Origin of the sequence: Mesorhizobium sp. M0998 (genome assembly GCF_040318885.1) — a bacterium.
Classification (GTDB): domain Bacteria; phylum Pseudomonadota; class Alphaproteobacteria; order Rhizobiales; family Rhizobiaceae; genus Mesorhizobium.
Genome location: NZ_JAMYND010000021.1, coordinates 67,714 through 84,949, shown reverse-complemented (window position 1 = coordinate 84,949; position 17,236 = coordinate 67,714). Strand labels below are relative to the sequence as shown.

Annotated in this window: 13 protein-coding genes; 7 read left to right on the top strand and 6 right to left on the bottom strand. The window is 65.1% G+C overall.

The genetic code is table 11. The features are described from left to right. Window positions 1-237: 237 nt before the first annotated feature. The gene (locus NKH59_RS20395; protein WP_353022875.1) at window positions 238-2,922 is read right to left on the bottom strand and encodes an ATP-binding protein; all 2,685 of its coding nucleotides are present in this window, start codon (window positions 2,920-2,922) and stop codon (window positions 238-240) included. A gap of 128 nt (window positions 2,923-3,050) precedes the next feature. Between NKH59_RS20395 and NKH59_RS20390 the strand changes: the two genes are divergently transcribed. Then, window positions 3,051-3,425 carry a hypothetical protein gene (locus NKH59_RS20390; RefSeq protein ID WP_353011971.1) on the top strand — a complete coding sequence of 125 codons (375 nt, stop codon included), beginning with the start codon at window positions 3,051-3,053 and terminating at the stop codon, window positions 3,423-3,425. A 26-nt stretch (window positions 3,426-3,451) separates the two neighbouring features. Here the strand turns inward: NKH59_RS20390 and NKH59_RS20385 are convergent, their stop codons facing one another. From NKH59_RS20385 to NKH59_RS20365, 5 genes are all read right to left on the bottom strand, one after another. Next, complete coding sequence (locus NKH59_RS20385; RefSeq protein WP_353022874.1) at window positions 3,452-5,041, bottom strand: indolepyruvate oxidoreductase subunit beta family protein; 1,590 nt, start codon at window positions 5,039-5,041, stop codon at window positions 3,452-3,454. After that, window positions 5,034-7,187 (bottom strand): thiamine pyrophosphate-dependent enzyme, encoded by a 2,154-nt coding sequence (locus NKH59_RS20380; RefSeq protein ID WP_353022872.1) that lies wholly within the window; start codon window positions 7,185-7,187, stop codon window positions 5,034-5,036. Before NKH59_RS20380 ends, NKH59_RS20385 begins: the two co-directional genes overlap by 8 nt. A 42-nt stretch (window positions 7,188-7,229) precedes the next feature. Beyond that, entirely contained in the window at window positions 7,230-7,709 is a 480-nt protein-coding gene (locus NKH59_RS20375) for a MarR family winged helix-turn-helix transcriptional regulator (protein WP_353022871.1), read from the bottom strand. Further along, window positions 7,709-9,280 carry a phytoene desaturase family protein gene (locus tag NKH59_RS20370; RefSeq protein WP_352501691.1) on the bottom strand — a complete coding sequence of 524 codons (1,572 nt, stop codon included), beginning with the start codon at window positions 9,278-9,280 and terminating at the stop codon, window positions 7,709-7,711. The genes NKH59_RS20375 and NKH59_RS20370 overlap by 1 nt, the downstream gene beginning before the upstream one ends. A gap of 131 nt (window positions 9,281-9,411) precedes the next feature. Further along, window positions 9,412-10,203 carry a cyclase family protein gene (locus tag NKH59_RS20365; protein WP_352540480.1) on the bottom strand — a complete coding sequence of 264 codons (792 nt, stop codon included), beginning with the start codon at window positions 10,201-10,203 and terminating at the stop codon, window positions 9,412-9,414. A 117-nt stretch (window positions 10,204-10,320) separates the two neighbouring features. On the opposite strand from NKH59_RS20365, the gene NKH59_RS20360 reads away from it, so the two are divergent. The 6 genes from NKH59_RS20360 to NKH59_RS20335 all read left to right on the top strand — a co-directional run bounded on the left by NKH59_RS20360 (window position 10,321) and on the right by NKH59_RS20335 (window position 17,158). Next, window positions 10,321-11,895 carry a phytoene desaturase family protein gene (locus tag NKH59_RS20360; protein ID WP_353022869.1) on the top strand — a complete coding sequence of 525 codons (1,575 nt, stop codon included), beginning with the start codon at window positions 10,321-10,323 and terminating at the stop codon, window positions 11,893-11,895. Between the two features lie 107 nt (window positions 11,896-12,002). Beyond that, on the top strand, window positions 12,003-13,529 hold the full coding sequence (locus NKH59_RS20355) for an ABC transporter substrate-binding protein (RefSeq protein ID WP_353022868.1): 1,527 nt from the start codon (window positions 12,003-12,005) through the stop codon (window positions 13,527-13,529). Window positions 13,530-13,599: 70 nt separating this feature from the next. After that, window positions 13,600-14,607 carry an ABC transporter permease gene (locus tag NKH59_RS20350; protein WP_352470014.1) on the top strand — a complete coding sequence of 336 codons (1,008 nt, stop codon included), beginning with the start codon at window positions 13,600-13,602 and terminating at the stop codon, window positions 14,605-14,607. Then, entirely contained in the window at window positions 14,600-15,448 is an 849-nt protein-coding gene (locus tag NKH59_RS20345; protein ID WP_352540476.1) for an ABC transporter permease, read from the top strand. The genes NKH59_RS20350 and NKH59_RS20345 overlap by 8 nt, the downstream gene beginning before the upstream one ends. Next, a complete protein-coding gene (locus tag NKH59_RS20340; RefSeq protein WP_353022867.1) occupies window positions 15,445-16,335 on the top strand; it encodes an ABC transporter ATP-binding protein in 891 nt (296 codons plus the stop codon). The genes NKH59_RS20345 and NKH59_RS20340 overlap by 4 nt, the downstream gene beginning before the upstream one ends. Then, complete coding sequence (locus tag NKH59_RS20335) at window positions 16,328-17,158, top strand: ATP-binding cassette domain-containing protein (RefSeq protein WP_353022865.1); 831 nt, start codon at window positions 16,328-16,330, stop codon at window positions 17,156-17,158. Before NKH59_RS20340 ends, NKH59_RS20335 begins: the two co-directional genes overlap by 8 nt. Window positions 17,159-17,236: the final 78 nt, after the last annotated feature.

The following is a 17,236-nucleotide window of genomic DNA, read 5'->3' as shown; positions in this document are numbered from 1 at the left end:
GACGGACGCCGGCGGCGGCCCCCGTTCCGCCGCCGTTGCTCGCCTTCTCCCCCGGATCGTGAAGGCGTCGTGGTGTTGGGAGGTCCATCCACGCTGCGAGCAGAAGCCTACGCGGAGCGGCGGGCGTGCAAATCGGTACCGCCACCCATTTTTAGGCGGTCGATTTCCCAGTTTTCGCGGAAATTTTGCTGTGGGAACTGCCCAGAGCCTGTTCCATCTCGACAGAATCGGCTGGGATCATGATCCAGTCTGGTGCGATTCCAGCGGATGAGTGCCCGTCAACAGCCACGGCTCGCCTCGCAGGCGCAGGAGGATTTCCATGCGGTTTGCGGCATTGAGCTTGCCGAGCAGCGAGGAGACGTGATGCTCGATCGTGCGGGGCGAGCGCGACAAATGTCGCGCGACCTCCTTGTTGCTGATGCCCTGGGCGATCAGGGCGAGCACCTTCTGCTCGTGCCGTGTCAGGCCGAGCGGATGGCGGCGGGCTGCCGCATAGGGTCCGCGCTGCACCTTCGGCAGCAGGCCTGACAGGCCCTGACGCTGCGCAAGCTTGCGCGCGAGCGCCGCGGCCGCGGGCGCGTCGATCTGGTCGAGCATCGCCACGGCGCGAGCGAGCGCCGCCCCCGCATCCGCCCCACGAACCTGCATGAGGGAAAGCGCTGCCTCGTAGGGCAGCGACAAACGCGTCCACTCCGCCGCGGCGGCCTGCGGATCGCCGAGAAGCTCGGCGGACCAGGGCGAGGGAATCGGCGCCGATTGCGCCGGCAGCGACCCGGGCATTCCGCATCGACGCCACCAGACCGACAATTCGCCAAGGTCCCGGGGGCGGAAATTGTCGAGGTTCATAGCCGCCAGCTCGGTAAGCTGCGCGTGGCTGGCGCCGACATCCTCGGCAAGCCAGGCCGCCTCCGCCAGCGCCAGGCGAACCGGGACGATACGCTGCGGCTCGCCGGTCGTCTGGCCCTCCACAAGCGCGCGCTGCAAAAGGTCGACGCCGTCGGTCTCGCCCAGCCTTACGCGGACCGTGCCAAGCACGGTGAGCGCCGGCAAGTGCATCACCATCGGCAGGCGTTCCACATTCATGACGCCCTGAGCGATGGTTGCGGCCTCGCGAAACCGGCCCTGTTCCATGCAAAGCTGCGCCTGCCGGCCGAGCAGGTATTGCGCCGCCGAATCGAGGTCGTGCCTGGTGCAGAATGCGATGCCTTCGGCCAGCAGCCGCTCCGCCAGCTCGAAGTCCTTGGCCACCACCGCGCATTCCGCAAAGTTCGTATAGGCCCGCGCCGCATGGTCGTGGAGCCCGTGCTCGAGCGCCAGGGCAAGGCTTTCCTCCAGCCGCTCAACGCCGCCGGGGCGGTTGGCAAACATGAGCGCGGTTCCGACATTGTTGAGGGCGTGAACACGCGTCTCGACCTCGCCCAGCCGATCGGCCAGACTGATCGCGCGCTCGCCCCATTCGATCGCCTCATCGAAACGATAGTGCAGCATGTGGAGCTGCGAGCGCGTGCTGTAGGCCATTGCCACCTCGGGACCGGGCGGCAGGCTTTCCACCTCACGCACGGCCTGGTCCGCATATTCCTCCGCCTGCGGGCCTTCGCCGCGCCGCCAGTGCAGGCGCGACAGCCAGCGTAGATTAAGGCCTACCTTGTCGATCCGGCCCAGTTGCCGCCAGATAGCGATGGCGCGATGCCGGGCCTCGATGATGGCGTCATAGACAAGCAGCGCCAACCCGGCCTCGTACGCCCAGTCCTCATGGAGTTGCGCGGCCAGCTCCGGCGGGGCCTGGTCGACATATCTGAGTGCGGTCGCCAGATGCGAGGCCGCCTCCCGATGCGCCCCCAGACGCGCGGCCTGGCTGGCGGCGAGCGGCGCGAGTTCGAGCACGCGTTCGCCATTGTCGGCGCCGCCGGCGTGGTGCACGCGGCGCGAAAGCAGAGCGCTTGCCTGCGAGGCCGGAACTTCCGAGAGTGCCGCTTCGACCTTCGCATGGAGCGAGCGTTGCACAGAGGGGGAGAGCCGGTCGAGCGTCGCTTCCCTGGCAAGCTCGTGGCGAAATGTCAGCGCGCCCTGGTCGTCCCGCCGCAGCAATCCGCGCACGACACATCGATCGACGAGCGCTTCGGCCTCGGCCCCGAGAAGGGCCCGGATCAGCCACGGCTCAACGCTGCCCGGCATGATGCTCATGACCTCCAGGACGTCGCGTTCTCCAGGCGTCAGGCGCGACAGGCGCGACCACACCGCGTCGCGTATGGAATCGGGCACACGCGCCGATTCGGTCTCGCTGCTGGACAGGAGCTCGGTAACGAAGAAGGGATTGCCCTCGGTAATGCGATAAAGCCCATCGGCGGAGCGGCCGGCCTGTTCGGCCAGCATTGTCACCGCCTGGGGAGACAGCGGTCTAAGCGTCACGCGGCGTACGGAGGCGGCGGGAAGATCGCCGAGCACGTGGGTCAGCGGGTGATCGGCGTTCAAATCCTCTCTGCGCATGCTCAGCACCAGCATGGTGCGGAGCAGAGAGACGCGGCGCCCGAGATATCTTACGAGGTCGAGCGTCGCATTGTCCGCCCAATGCATGTCCTCGAAGATGAGCACGGTCGTGCCCTTGGCGCGCTGCAGCGCATTCAGCAATGCCGGGAAAAGCCGCTCCGGCGCAGCGGTCTCCTCAAGCAGCGCCGCCACGCGCGGGTCGAGCAAGTGGGCCATGTCCTGGAGAGGGCCCAATGGGCGTGGCGTGAAGAGCGCCTCGCACCAGCCCCACAGCACCCGGCAGTCCCGGTCGGCGTTTTCCGCGAATTCGCGCAGCAGAGAGGTCTTGCCCAGGCCCGCCTCGCCGTGCACCAGCACGGTCCCACCATGTCCGGCAGCAGCTCTCTCGGCCGCGGCCAACAAAGCTCCAAGTGGGTCCTCTCGCTCAAGCAGCATCAAGCCCGCGCCTCCAGAATATTGAAGGTACAACAGCAGGCAATGAGTGCAACACAGTCGTTTCACATGGCCGGGGATGTTTGGCAAATAGCCGCTCGGAACCGGGCGTCATTTGTCCTGGAGCAGATATGTTTGCTGCTGCCGTAGGCACGAAGGCCACAGAACAGGCAGACCGCCACGGCTGCAAGCCGTCGGCAAGACCTGGCGAAGCGGACAGGATAGCCTTCACTTCCTTGGTGACAGTGGCGAAAGAAACGCGTTCCATAGATCCAGCCCCAAGCCCATCTCATCGTCGGCTGTTCCGGCCTGACGTTCAACAGGGGAAGAAAATCATGGAAGAGGAAGACGACATCCTGAGCGACCTGAGCTATGTCGCCGAAAATTTCGACGATGTGGGAAAGGAAACGATCATTCTGGTGCTGGAAGCCGCGATCGCCGAGATCATCGGCCTCAGAATCACCGTGCAGACTGCCGCGTCGAAGGCGAAATGGGCGCCAGACTGAGTTGCAGCCGGGGTTGAACGAGCGCCTCACCTCACCGGATTGTCGCCCAGCGACGCCACAGTCTTCAGCGCGCCGTCGAGCATGTCACCCTTCTCGTCCTTCAGCGCCGCTTCGCGCAGGCGCCGGATCCAGTCTGCGGCGTCCGGGCGGCCCTTGAGCTGGTCGAGCGCCGACAGCACCCGGTCGAATTTCGACTGGGCGCGGGCGTGGGTGTCGCTGTAACCCTTGATCAGCCGGCGGCAGTTGAGGATCTCCGTACCAAGCGCGTAGTCCTGGCCGACTTGGCCCAGCGCCAGCGCATACCAGCGCTCGAGATGCGCGGTCTCGACCTTGTGGCGCAGCAGGCGGCGGCGCCAGCGGCGCAGGCCGCCGATGAACCACAAAGCGGCAAAGCCGGCGAAACTGTCGGTGCGGATGCGGCGGCCGCGATTGATGCGGCGGTCGAGAAAGGCGGCGAGCTTCGGCCGGTCCTCGATGTAGCTGCCGAGCCCGGCCGGCAGCGTGCCGCAGAATTCCTCGATGCGCGGGTGGAAATATTCGGTCACCTGCAGGACCGAGCCGTCCTTGACGCCGACCTCACGGCGTACTCGTCGGTCGCGGCTCGAGCGCGTCTTCAGGTCGGCGACGCGGATCATGTCGTCGTAGCACATGGCGTTGGCCAGATGCTTGGCGGCGGCGATCGACAGCGCGTAGGCGTGTTCGGCATCGTCCAGCGCGACTGCCTGGTCGAGCCTATCGAGATACTCGCCGCCATAAGCAACGTCCTGATAGTCGACGACTTTTTTCAGGCCGCGAAGCGCCATGTCGCGGACAGGAGCCGGCAAAGCATCGACCCCGGCGGCCAGCGATTGCCAGCCTTTTAACAGGCTTTCCGGGCCGCTGACTTCTGTCGCGGCGCCGGAGCCGGTTTCAGCGGCCGCCGGCCCTGCAGTCTTGTCGCCCGAAGGCGCACTCGTGATGCCGCGCGCCCGATCGTAGGCGGCGCCGAAGGCGGCGAGACTGGCTTTGACGCCGCGGCCGCCGGCACTGACCGCCTGCTCATAGCTTTCGCGACTGAACGGCAAGGCGTCGGAGCCGGCCAGCGCGCCGAGCAGGCTGGCCGAGATCATCGAGCCATTGTCGGCGGCGATCTTCTCCATATCGAAGGCGATGAAGCGCTTGGCCGCGGCTTCCGCCGTGGCATGCACCTTCGAGGACGAGGCGCGGCCATCGCCGGGCTCGATCTTCTCCGAGACCGCGGCGATGCGGTGCGACGAGGCGATCAGCGTGGTGCGCTCGGGCGTGACGAAGCCGCGGATGATGGCGCGGCCGGCTTCCATCAGTTCGGCGGCAATCAGGATGTCGACGTCGCCCTGCGACGGCGACAGCGCGAAGACCGGCTGGCGGCCAGTGTCGCGGCACATTTCGACATAATAGATGGTGGCGCCGGTGCGCTGGGCGACGCCGGCGACCGAGGTCGATTGCGCGACGTAGCCGTTGCGCTCGGCGACGTCGGTGATCCAGTCGGCCAGCACGCCACCGCCCTGGCCGCCGACAGCCAGCACGGCAAGCTTGATGACGCGCTCGTCGTCCGGCGCGCCGGCTTTCGAGCGCGATGAGGGAACGGCGTCAAGCATCGGCGAATGTCAGGCGCCGGTTTTCACGGCGCCGCTGCAAGAGATCGATCATGGCGCGACGCGCGGCTTCAAGGAAACGGTCCCAGCGGCTCGGATTGTGGACGACATCGGCGCGGTAGAAGGACGGGCAGAGCACCGCCGCATCGGCGACCTCGCCGCAATTGCCGCAACCGACGCAGCTTTGGTCGATATGCGCCACCGGATCGTCGCGCAACGGATCGTCGAGCGACTTCACCGAAAGCGACGGACAGCCGGACAGCCGCATGCAGGCATGGTCGCCGGTGCAGATATCTTCGTCGACACCGAATTTCGGCTTGACTATGCGCGTCCCGCCCTTGATCGCCTTGTCGACCAGCGGCTTTTCGCGGCGCTGCCGGTTGAGCATGCATTCGGACGACGCGACAATGACTTTCGGGCCCTTCTCGTCCGTCGTCAGCGCCTCGCGCAGCGTGTCTTGCATTCTGGTTACGTCGTAGGTGCGGTCGATGTGGCGCAGCCATTTGACGCCCATGCCCTTCACCGCCTCGGTGATCGGGTGCTTGGTCGACTTGGTCTTGTTGCCGGCGCGGGACGACAGGATGTCCTGCCCTCCGGTCGCGGCCGAATAGAAATTGTCGACGATGACGATGACGCCGTCATTCTTGTTGAACACGGCATTGCCGACCGAGGAGGTCAGGCCGTTGTGCCAGAAGCCGCCGTCGCCGACGAAGGAGATCGAGCGGCGCTTGGCATCGGGCGAATTGAACGCCGAAGCCGAGGCCGGCCCCAGCCCGTAGCCCATGGTAGTGGCACCTAGCTCGAAAGGCGGCATGATCGAGAACAGATGGCAGCCAATGTCGGAGGCGATGTGGTGCTTGCCCAGCTCCTGCTCGACCAGCTTGGTGGCGGCGAAGATCGGCCGCTCCGGGCAGCCGACGCAGAAGCCGGGCGGCCGGCCCGGGACGACGTTGATCAGGTCGGCGGTGTCGAGCCCGTCGCCGATCTTGTTCGGCGCGCGGACCTCGCTTGGCAGCAGATGCGGGATGGTGGCACGCAGGAACGATCCGATGCCGTCGAGCATCACCTGGCCGGTATATTCGCCGGCCATAGGCAGATGTTCCTTGCCGACGAGCCTGGTGCCGCGGCCGGCCTTGTGCAGCATCGCGGCAAAGGCCTGTTCGATGTAGTTGGGCTGGCCTTCCTCGACGACGAGAACGGCGTCCTTGCCTTCGCAGAAGGACAGGAACTCGTCGTCGACTAAGGGATAGACGGCGTTGAGCACATAGAGCGGCACGTCGGTGTCGCCATAAGTGTCGGCGAGGCCGAGCCGCTGCAGCGCCCGGATGACCGAATTGTACATGCCGCCCTGCATGACGATGCCGACCGAGCCATGCTCCGGGCCGAAAAACTCGTTGATCTTGTTGGCGCGGATGAAATCCACCGCCGCCGGCCAGCGTTTCTGCACCTTTTCCTTCTCGTGCAGGAAGGACGCGGGCGGCAGCACGATGCGGCCGGTGTCGCGGCGCGGCGCCTCGAGCGCATCGGCCACAGTCATTGCCGGGCGCTTGTTGTCCTTGGCGATGAAATGGCCGTGGACATGGCAGCAGCGAATACGGACCTGCAGCATGACCGGCGTGTTGGAAACCTCGGACAGCTCGAAGCCGTCCTCCACCGCCTTGACGATCGACGGCAGGTTCGGTCGCGGGTCGAGCAGCCAGACCTGGCTCTTCATGGCAAAGGCGTGGCTGCGCTCCTGCATGATCGAGGAGCCTTCGCCGTAATCCTCGCCGACGATAATCAATGCACCGCCGGTGACGCCGCCGGAAGCGAGATTGGCGAGCGCGTCGGAGGCGACATTGGTGCCGACCGTCGACTTGAAGGTCGCCGCGCCGCGGATAGGATAATGCACGGATGCCGCAAGCATAGCGGTGGCGGTCGCCTCCGAGGCGCTCGCCTCGAAATGCACGCCGAGCTCGCCCAGGATATCCTGCGCGTCGGCCAGCACGTCCATCAAATGGCTGATCGGCGCGCCCTGATAGCCGCCGACATAGCCTACGCCGCATTGCAGCAGCGCCTTGGTGATGGCGAGAATGCCTTCGCCGGAAAACTCCTCGCCGGCGCCGAGCCTGAGCTTTTCGACTTCCTTGGCAAAAGACCGTTCGGCCATTTTGGGCTCCTTCCGTTACCGCCCCGATGGCGGCGCGTAAGATCAGATGTCGTGCTTGCGAATGTTCTTCAGCATCTTCTGCAATGTCGCGATCAGCGCCGCGTATTCGGCATCCTCGACATCGTCGAACATTGCCTCGAAAGCGTCGTGCATGGCCGGCCAGGCGCGCGCGAACTCGGCGCGGCCATCGTCGGTCAGGAACACATGGCGGATACGGCTGTCGGTGACCCCCTGCTCGCGCCGCACAAACCCTTGCCCCTCCAGCGTGTCGAGCGTGCGGCTCAAGGTCGACTGCTCGATGACGGTATAGACCGAGAGATCGTTGACGGTGACGCCATCGGTGACCGACAACACGGCCAGCGTACGCACCTGCGGAATGGTCAAGCCCTGCTTGCGGAAATTGTCACGCAAGGTGGCGTTGTAGCGGCCCATGATGCGGTTCATCAGATAGGGCGCGAATTGCTGCAGGCCGATCTGGCCCAAAGTCGAGATGCGCTGGCGCTTTTCAACCTTCTGTTCCATCACAGCCTCCCCGCCAGGAGAAAGCCGGAGCCGCCGCCCAAGCCAGCACCCGGATGGGTCGAGGCACCGATGTGGTAGAGACCCCTGACCCCGGTGGCGTGATTGCGGCTCGTCTTGAACGGCCGCCACAGAAACGACTGGTCGATAGCCGAGGAACCGCCATAGGGGTCGCCGCCGACCAGATTGATGTTCATCGCTTCCAGGTCGGCCGGCGAACAGGCGCGGCGTGCGATGACGCTGTCCTTGAACCCATCGATATGGCTGGCAAGGATCGCTTCGGCGCGGTCGGCATAGGCTTCGCGCAGCGCCTCGGTCCAGCGACCGTCTGCCGGTGTTTGCAGTTTGCCGGCGGCATCGCCCTTGATATGCCGTGGCGCCTCGGGCAGTTGCAGCCACAGGACCGCCTTGCCGTCCGGGCAGCGCGATGGGTCGAGCGCGTGCGGCTGGCCGATGCACATGGTCGGCACCTCCGGCAGCATGCCGCGCACGGCTTCGTTGCAGGCCTTCGAGACGCCGTCGAGCCCCGGCGTCAGATGCAGCAGCGCGACCTTGTCCAGGCCCTCGCCGCGCCATGCCGGCGGCTTGTCCAAGGCATAGTGGATCTGGAAATTGCCCTTGCCGTAGCGGTATTTTTGCGCTGCCTCGACGTCTGCTTTCGGCGCCGCGTCGCCGAGCAGCCGCTCGTAGAGCTGGGTCGGCGTGACCGAGCAGATGACGCTCTTGTTCACGTTGATCGTTTCGCCCGAAGCCAGCCGCACGCCGGCGGCGCGGCCTCCGCTTTGGACAATAGCCGCGACGTCGGCGCCGGTGCGGATTTCGCCGCCACGTTCCCTGATCAGGGCCTCGAAGGCGGCCAGCAGATTCCTGGCACCGCCCTTGACGATCGGCGCGCCGGCCGCCTCAAGCGCGAAGGCGATGACCTTGGCGATCTGGCCGGAGAACGCGTCCTCAGGCCCGAGGCCGGCATGCAGCACCCAGGGCGCCCACAGCGCGCGCATGGTTTCCGACTGATAGGTGCTTTCCAGCCAACCGCGCGCCGGCACCAGCGCGCTGCCGAGAAAGGCGGCAAGGCCACGCGGGCCGCGCCGCCAGGCTTCACCCGCCAGCAGCCTGGCCGTCGGGTAGGACCACAGGCTGCCACCGAGCAGTCCGAACAGCAGACCGGCGTTGCGCTCGATCTCGCCGACATCGTTTGCGTGCCGGTCGCCGTCGCCCGCGGCAAGCGCATTGATCGCCGCTACATTGGCGATACGGTCGGTGCGCAGGACGGCATGGCTGCCGTCCGGGCGCAGCACACCGGTCGGCGTGGAGCTGTTGCAAAACTCCAGGCCGTGCCGCGCCAGATCCTTGCCCAGCGCCGCATAGGCCGGCGAGGTGATGAACAGGACAAAGGTCGTCGCCATCACGTCGTGGATGAAGCCGGGCGCGGTGATTTCTTCGGTGCGCATGCAGCCGCCGATGCGGTCGTTGCGCTCGAGCACCAGCACCTTCGCCCCCTTGCCGCCAAGCATCGCCGAGCAGACCAGCGCGTTGATGCCGCTGCCGACGACGATGTGATCGGGAGCGCTCATCGATGCGTGCTCCTAGCAGAGATTGGCGCTCTACGGCGCCGTAGAGCCGCAGCTTTGCAAGGCTGCCGCTCCCACTCCGTCACCACAGTGCCACTTCCGCACATGATCTTCTCCCGAAGACCGCAGCCACCCTATTGCCTTGGCACCAACGCCAACGCGCGGATCGGGCTGCCGGTGCCGTGCTCGATCTTGAGCGGCGCCGCGATCAGGATCGCGCCTTTCGGCGGCAGCCGGTCGAGGTTGCAAAGGCTGGCGAGACCGTAGCGGTTAGCCTTGTGCATCAGGCTATGCGCCGGGAACGGCGGCTCCATTCCCCCTGCTTTTCCAGCATCCGTGCCGATCGTCTCGCTGCCCCAGCCCTTGATGTCCTTGCTAATCAGATACTGGATGGCTTCGGCGGTCGGGCCAGGCGTGTGCGGTCCGGTCTCATTGGCGTTGAGGAACTCGGCTTCCGAGCCGTTGCGCTTATACCAGTCGGTGCGCATCACCACCCACTCGCCGGGGTTGATAGCGCCATGTTCGGCTTCCCATGCCTTGATGTGATCGACGGTGAGCAGGAAATCGTGATCGGCTGCCGCTTGCTTGGAACAGTCGATGACGTTGACGGGTCCGACGAAGTTCTGCGCCGGAATGGTGTCGGTGGCGCCGTCCGGATAATCCTTGCCGGTGATCCAGTGGTTGGGCGCGTCGAAATGCGTGCCCGAATGCTCCCCGAGCTTGAGCCAGTTCCACGCCCACCACGGACCGTTCTTGTCATAGGCGGAGATGGCGTGGATCTCGATCTTCGGCGTGTCGACCGCCAGTTCCGGCGGCAGCTTGATCAGCGGTGTGTCGGGCCCGAGCGGCGCCGTCAGGTCGACCACCTGAATGGCGCCTGAAAGCAGCTGGCCGGCGACTTCGCCTAAAAGTTGTTGTGTGTCCATGGTCTCTGTTCCCTCTTTCTCGATGGTGCTGAAGGCTCTCGCGGCCCTTAATATCCTACTAGACGAAAACATATGCATCTGCAATTATCTTTAAGCATAAAGGAAATGGGACGGGGCGTGAGCGAGTTCGACGCCATATTTGTCGGGGCAGGCCACAACAGTCTGGCATGCGCCGCGCATCTGGCGCTCAAAGGCTGGAAAACCGCAGTTTTCGAGCGTAATGCAACGATCGGCGGCGCCGTTCAGACGCGCGAATTGACGCTTCCGGGCTTCCGGCACGATTTTGGCGCGATGAATCTCAGCCTGTTCGCCGGCTCGGCCTTTCACAAGAAATATGCAAATGAATTGAAAACCCACGGGCTGGAATTCGTGCCGGTGGCCGACTGTTTTGCCAGCGCCTTCCCCGACGGTCGCTGGTTCGGCGTCAGCAGCGACCTGGAAGTGACCGCCTCGCGCATGGCCGCTTTTTCCGACGCCGACGCACAGACATGGCGCCGTCTGGTTGCGGCATTCCCGGCGGAGGCCGAGCATCTGTTCCGGGTGCTGGGCTCGCCGATGAGCGGCCGTGCGCTCGCCGGCACCGCCTGGAACCTCTGGCGCAAGAAGGGTTTTGCCGGCGCGCTCGATACAGGTCGGTTGCTGCTTTCGTCACCCCGCGCCTGGCTCGAGGATACTTTCGAGTCACCGCATGTCAGGGCGACGCTGGCCACCTGGGGCATGCATCTCGATTTCGCGCCTGACATCGCCGGCGGCGCGGTGTTCCCTTACCTCGAATCCATGGCCAACCAGTGCTTCGGCATGGTGCTCGGCAGAGGCGGCGCCGACACGATTATCCGCGCTTTGTCGGGCATGCTCACGGCCGCCGGCGGCAAGATCGTCACTGGGGCTGATGTCGCCGAGATCACGGTTTCGGCCGGCAAAGCGACCGGCGTGCGGCTCACTTCCGGCGAGACCCACACCGCCACCAAGGCCGTCATCGCCGGTGTCGCGCCCAAGGCGCTGACCGGGAAACTGTTGCCTAACGGATCCGGCGACACCGGCTTCGACACGGCCGTGAAAAAATTCCGCCACGCGCCGGGGACGTTGATGATCCATCTGGCGCTCGACGACCTGCCGGACTGGCGCGCCGGTGCCGAGCTTCGGCAGTTCGCCTATGTGCATCTGTCGCCGTCGCTCGATGCCATGTCCCGGACCTATCAGCAGGCGATGTCAGGGGTGCTGCCGGACGAACCGGTGCTGGTCGTCGGCCAGCCGACGGCCGTCGATCCCTCGCGCGCGCCGGACGGCAAGCACGTACTTTGGGTGCAGGTGCGCATGCTGCCAGCCGAGATTGCAGGCGATGCGGCGGGCACGATCGCGGTGGCTCACTGGGACGAGGCTAGGGAGCACTACGCCGAGCGCGTCCTCGACATTATCGAGCGCTATGCGCCCGGCCTTCGTCGGAAGATCCTCGGCCGCGCCGTGTTCTCGCCCATCGACCTCGAACGCGAGAACCCGAACCTTGTCGGCGGCGACCAGATCTGCGGCAGCCATCATCTGGCGCAGAATTTCCTGTTCCGGCCGGCGCGCGGTTACGCTGGCTGGAACACGCCGGTCGGCAATCTGCACCTGACCGGGGCGGCAACATGGCCCGGCGCCGGCACCGGGGCGGCGTCGGGCTTCATGCTCGCGCAACAACTTGGCGGGAGGTAGGCTCCATTTTTCATCTAGGGTGAAGGAGGACAAGGCGCGGTTGCCCAAGGAGCCTGAACCCACCGATTGACAACGACACCGCGCATAAAAGCAACAGGGGAACGACCATGACAATCAACAGACGAGAATTGCTCGGATATGGCGCGGCCGCACTTGGCGCCACGTCGCTCGGCCTGCCGCAAATCGCCAAGGCTGCCGGCGAACTGACCATCGCCTACAATGTCAATTTGCCGTCCTGGGATCCGACCACCGGGCCTTCGGCGGTCAACCCGACCATCCAGGGTCTCTACCAGTCGGTGTTCGACCAGTTCATCCCGCAGAAGCCGGATCTTTCTTTCGCGCCCGGCCTGCTCACCGAATGGGGCTGGAACGAGGGTCGCAGCAAGATCATGATGACGGTGCGCGAGGGCGTCACCTGGCATGACGGCTCGCCATTCACGGCCGAAGACGTGGTCTGGTCGCTGCAGCGGGCGGGCGATGAAAAGACCGGCAACCCGATCCAGTTCGTCTGGAAGAACGTCAACAACTTCAAGATCGACGGCAACAAGATCACCGGCGACGTCGTGCAATTCGACCCGGTGTATTTCAAGTGGATGTCGTTCCTGACCGGCTACATCATGCCGAAGGCCTATTACGAAAAGGTCGGCGCCGAGGGTTTTGAGAAAGCCCCGATCGGCACCGGGCCCTATATGGTCGACAAATTCGAGCGCAACGCCTTCCTGCGGCTCAAGGCCAACCCGAACTACTGGGGCAGCAAGCCGGCCTTCGAGAACGTAACCATCAAGTTCGTTACCGATGCGGCGAGCCGCGTCGCCGAGATCGAGTCCGGTTCCTCGCAGGTGACGCTGGAAATCCCCTATGAGGAGTATGACCGCCTGATCGCCAAGGATGGACTTGCCGGCTCATGCAAGAACGTTTCCGACATCGGCATGATCTTCTTCAACGACATCGACGTGATGCTGGACAAGAACGTGCGCCAGGCGGCGGTGATGGCGGTCGACAAAAAGCTTTTGGTCGACCGGCTGCTGCGCGGTTACGGCCAGCCCATCGATACGCTGGAGACGCCGGAATACGCGGCCTACGATGCGTCGATCAAGGTGGAGCACAATCCGGACAAGGCCAAGGAACTGCTGGCCGCCTCCGGCTATTCGCCGGAAAAGCCGGTCAAGTTCACGATACAGACGACGAAGGGCTTCAAGCCCAAGGATTACGAGATGATCCAGGCGATCGTCGGCATGTGGCGCAAGGTCGGCATCGAGGCGACGATCGAGGTCTACGAGATCGCCAAGCACTACGAGCTGCGCGCCGCCGACAAGCTGGCGCCGGCGGCCTTCTACAATTGGGGCAATGCCATCGGCGATCCCACCACGTCGACCGGCTTTGCCATGTATGGCCCGAGCCCGCATTCGGTGTGGGACAGCCAGGACCTGATCGACATGATCAACCCGCTATGGGGCGAGAAGGACGAGGCCAAGCGCATTGCCGGCTGGAAGGCCGTCGACAAATATATCGCCGAACAGGCCTATGTGCTGCCGCTGATCCAGTATGCGCAGCCGATCGTGCATGCCAAGGGCGTCAATGTGGTGCAGCATGTGTCCGGCGCGCTGTTGCCGGCGCTGATGAGCCCGGCCTGAGATCAGCCCAGGACTAACGCGCGCCGTCTGCAACCACGGCGCGCCTTTTCCGCCAGGCATACAGGCGACCATGCTGCTGCAAAGATTCCTGATCCGTCTTCTGACCATGGCGATCACGCTGTTCGGCGTGGCGATCGTCGTCTTCATCGTCATCCGTGTCGCGCCGGGCGACCCGATCGCGATGATGCTGCCGCCCGGCGCGACCGATGCCGACATCGCTCGGCTGCGCGCGCTTTACGGGCTGGACAAGACCATCGTCCAGCAATTCTTCATCTGGCTGGCCGGTGTCGTCAGGGGCGATTTCGGCACGTCGATCTCACTGCGGCAGGACGTGCTTGGGCTGGTCTTCAATCGCCTCCCGGCGACGCTGGAACTCGCCATCGTCGCGCTTGTAATGGCACTGGCGATCGGCGGCACGACGGCGATCCTCGGCGCGCGCGAACGCGGCACCGCGGTCGAAGCCGGCATCGACATTGCCAGCGGTGCGGCACTCTCGATTCCCGATTTCCTATGGGGCCTGGTGCTGATCCTTCTGTTTGGCGTGCTGGTGCCTATCTTCGACATTTCTGGCCGGGTGTCGCCGCAGCTCGACCTGCCCTTCGCCACGCAATTCTATCTGTTCGAAAGCATCGTACGGCTGCGCTTTGACCTGACCAGGGACCTGCTGGCACACATGCTGATGCCGGCGATTGCGCTGGCGCTGCCACTGGCCGCGATCATCTCGCAGCTGCTGAAACAGTCGCTGAAGGAAGTGCTCGACCTCGACTACGTCGTGCTGGCGCGGGTAAAGGGCTTTTCGGAAACGCAGGTCATCCTGCGCGAGGCGCTGAAGAACGCGGCCCTGCCGACGCTGACGCTGGTCGGCGTGCAGTTCACCTTCCTCATCGGCGGCACGGTCATCGTCGAACGACTGTTTTCCTATGAAGGTCTCGGCAACATGGCGATCGATGCCGTCATCAACCGCGACCTGCCGCTGATCCAGGGCATCGTGCTGGTGTTCGCGCTGCTGTTCGTGCTGATCAACCTTGCCGTCGACATGATGTACGCCCTGCTCAATCCGAGGCTGCGCCATGGATGAGGCCCGCATTTCGAGACATGGCTCGCGGGCACGCCTGTGGCTGGCCGGCGGCTGGCTGCTGATTGCGCTGCTGGCCGCGATTTTTGCGCCGTTGGTCGCACCGCAGGACCCGCTGGCGCAGGATTTGATGCTGGAGCGGCTGCCGCCTTTCTGGATTGATGGCGCCGAGCCCGGCTACTGGCTCGGCACCGACAGCCTCGGCCGCGATCTTCTGTCACGGCTGATCTTCGGTGCCCGTATCGCCTTCATCGTCGCCTTCGCGGCAGCTTTTGCCGCCTGCCTGGTCGGCTCGACGCTCGGCCTGATCGCCGGCTATTTCGGCGGCTGGGCCGACCGCATCATCTCACGTATCGTCGATGTCTGGATGGCGTTTCCGCCGGTGCTGTTTGCCATCCTTCTGGTCGCCGTGCTCGGCACCGGCTTGAGCTCGGTTATCATTGCCATTGCCGTCATCGACTGGACGCGCTTCTGCCGGGTGATCCGCGCCGAGACGATGGGCCAGTCGCGCATGGACTATGTCGAGAACGCCCGCATCGCAGGCTACGGCCGCATCGGCATCATGCTGCGCGAAGTGCTGCCCAATGTGGTGCCGTCGATCGTCGCGCTGCTGTCGCTGGAGATGGGCATTGCCGTCATCGTCGAGGCGATCCTGTCCTTCGTCAATCTGTCGATCTCGACCGACGACCCGACCTGGGGCGGCATCATCGCCGAGGGTCGCCTGTCGATCCATCAGGCCTGGTGGGTGCTGGTGTTCCCGCTGGTGACGCTGATCCTGACGGTGCTGTCGTTCAGCCAGTTTGGCGAGGGCCTCAGGGCACGTTTCGATCCGGTGCTGCGATGAACGCGCTGGCGAAACCCTGCCTCGACATCCGCAGCCTTAGCGCGGTGCTGCCTAATGGCTTGCGCGTGCTGCGCTCGGTGTCGTTCGCCGTCGAGCCCGGCGAGGTGCGCGCGCTGGTCGGCGAGAGCGGCGCCGGCAAGACGATGATCGGCAAGGCGGTGCTCGGCGTGCTGCCGCCGAGCGTGCGCATTGTCGAAGGCGACATGCTGCTTGAGGGCGAAGACCTCGGCAAGCTGCAGCCCAAGGCGCGGCGCACGCTGATCGGCGCGCGCACCGCGCTGATCCCGCAGGATCCGCTGACCGCGCTCAACCCGTCACGGCGAATCGGCCCGCAGATGACCGACCGGCTGGTGCGCATCCTCGGCTGGAGCGGTGAGAAGGCCGATACACGCATTCGCCAATTGCTGGACGAGGTGCAGATCCGCGACCCCGAGCGTGTCCTCAAATGCTATCCGCACGAGCTGTCCGGCGGCATGCGCCAGCGCGTGCTGATCGCCGCGGCGTTTGCGGCCGAACCAAGGCTGATCGTCGCCGACGAGCCGACTACGGCGCTCGACGTGACCGTGCAGAAGCAGATCCTGCGGCTGATCGCGCAGCTGCAGCGCGAGCACGGCACGGCGATCCTGTTCGTCACCCATGATCTCGGCGTCGTCGCCAAGATCAGCCAGAAAGTTTCGGTGCTCTATGCCGGCAAGGTGGTGGAGGAGGCCGAGACGGCTGCTCTCTTCGCTGCCCCGCAGCACCCCTACACGCGAGCTCTGATGGCCGCGACGCCACACTACACCGACCCCTTCGCCTCGCTGAAGCCGGTGGACGAGGCGGTGCTGGCCGGGCTTGCTTCGGAGATCGCCGCCGCCGACCAGGCCTGGAGTCGGCCGCATGGCTGAGCCGCTGTTTTCCGTGCGCGGGTTGAAGGTTGCGTTGCCCGATATGACGCGCAAGCCGCTGATTGGCCGGGCGCCGCTGGCCGAGATCCTGAAAGGGCTGGATTTCGACCTGCCAAGGGGATCGGTGACCGGCATCGTCGGCGAATCCGGCTCCGGCAAATCGACGCTTGGCCGCGCGTTGGTGCGGCTTCTGGAGCCGAGCGCCGGCAAGGTCATCTTCGACGGCCGCGACATCACACATCTGCCTGAGGCCGAGCTCCGGCCGCTGCGCCGCAATCTGCAGATGATCTTCCAGGATCCGATGTCGTCGCTCAACCCGCGCCGCACCATCTTCAGCATCATCGCAGCACCGCTCAAGCAGAACGGGCTTGGCGACAACCTCAGGGATCGTGTCGCGGAGGCGCTTCAGCGCGTCGGCCTGCCGCAAGGCTTCGCCAGCCGCTATCGTCATGAATTGTCGGGCGGCCAGCGCCAGCGCGGCGGCATTGCCCGCGCGCTGGCGCTGTCGCCGAAATTCGTGCTGGCCGACGAAATCGTCTCAGGCCTCGATGTGTCGACGCAGGCACAGATCCTGACGCTGCTGGAAAAACTCGCCGCCGGAATGGGCCTGACCGTTGCCTTCATCAGCCATGACCTGTCGGTGATCCGGCGGCTCTGCCGGCAAGTGATCGTCATGCGCGAAGGCGCGATCGTCGAAGCCAGCGCGACCGACGCTTTGTTCGAGCAGCCGCAGCAGGGCTACACGCGCGATCTGCTCGCCGCCATTCCGCTGCCCGAGATCGATGATGCCTGGCTACTTCCCGCCGCAAAGGCGCCGGCATGAAACACAATCCTATTCGCACGCTAAAGAGGGGGCCTCAGGCGTGCACCCGGCAAAATGTCCCGCGATGGAGGATGACTG

Bases quoted from the DNA above. Each gene is read 5' to 3' on its own strand.
- NKH59_RS20385 (WP_353022874.1), bottom strand. From the start codon at position 5,041: ATGCTTGACGCCGTTCCCTCATCGCGCTCGAAAGCCGGCGCGCCGGAC.
- NKH59_RS20375 (WP_353022871.1), bottom strand. From the start codon at position 7,709: ATGGAACAGAAGGTTGAAAAGCGCCAGCGCATCTCGACTTTGGGCCAG.
- NKH59_RS20365 (WP_352540480.1), bottom strand. From the start codon at position 10,203: ATGGACACACAACAACTTTTAGGCGAAGTCGCCGGCCAGCTGCTTTCA.
- NKH59_RS20335 (WP_353022865.1), top strand. From the start codon at position 16,328: ATGGCTGAGCCGCTGTTTTCCGTGCGCGGGTTGAAGGTTGCGTTGCCC.
- NKH59_RS20370 (WP_352501691.1), bottom strand. From the start codon at position 9,280: ATGAGCGCTCCCGATCACATCGTCGTCGGCAGCGGCATCAACGCGCTG.
- NKH59_RS20355 (WP_353022868.1), top strand. From the start codon at position 12,003: ATGACAATCAACAGACGAGAATTGCTCGGATATGGCGCGGCCGCACTT.
- NKH59_RS20395 (WP_353022875.1), bottom strand. From the start codon at position 2,922: ATGCTGCTTGAGCGAGAGGACCCACTTGGAGCTTTGTTGGCCGCGGCC.
- NKH59_RS20390 (WP_353011971.1), top strand. From the start codon at position 3,051: ATGTTTGCTGCTGCCGTAGGCACGAAGGCCACAGAACAGGCAGACCGC.
- NKH59_RS20340 (WP_353022867.1), top strand. From the start codon at position 15,445: ATGAACGCGCTGGCGAAACCCTGCCTCGACATCCGCAGCCTTAGCGCG.
- NKH59_RS20380 (WP_353022872.1), bottom strand. From the start codon at position 7,187: ATGGCCGAACGGTCTTTTGCCAAGGAAGTCGAAAAGCTCAGGCTCGGC.
- NKH59_RS20345 (WP_352540476.1), top strand. From the start codon at position 14,600: ATGGATGAGGCCCGCATTTCGAGACATGGCTCGCGGGCACGCCTGTGG.
- NKH59_RS20350 (WP_352470014.1), top strand. From the start codon at position 13,600: ATGCTGCTGCAAAGATTCCTGATCCGTCTTCTGACCATGGCGATCACG.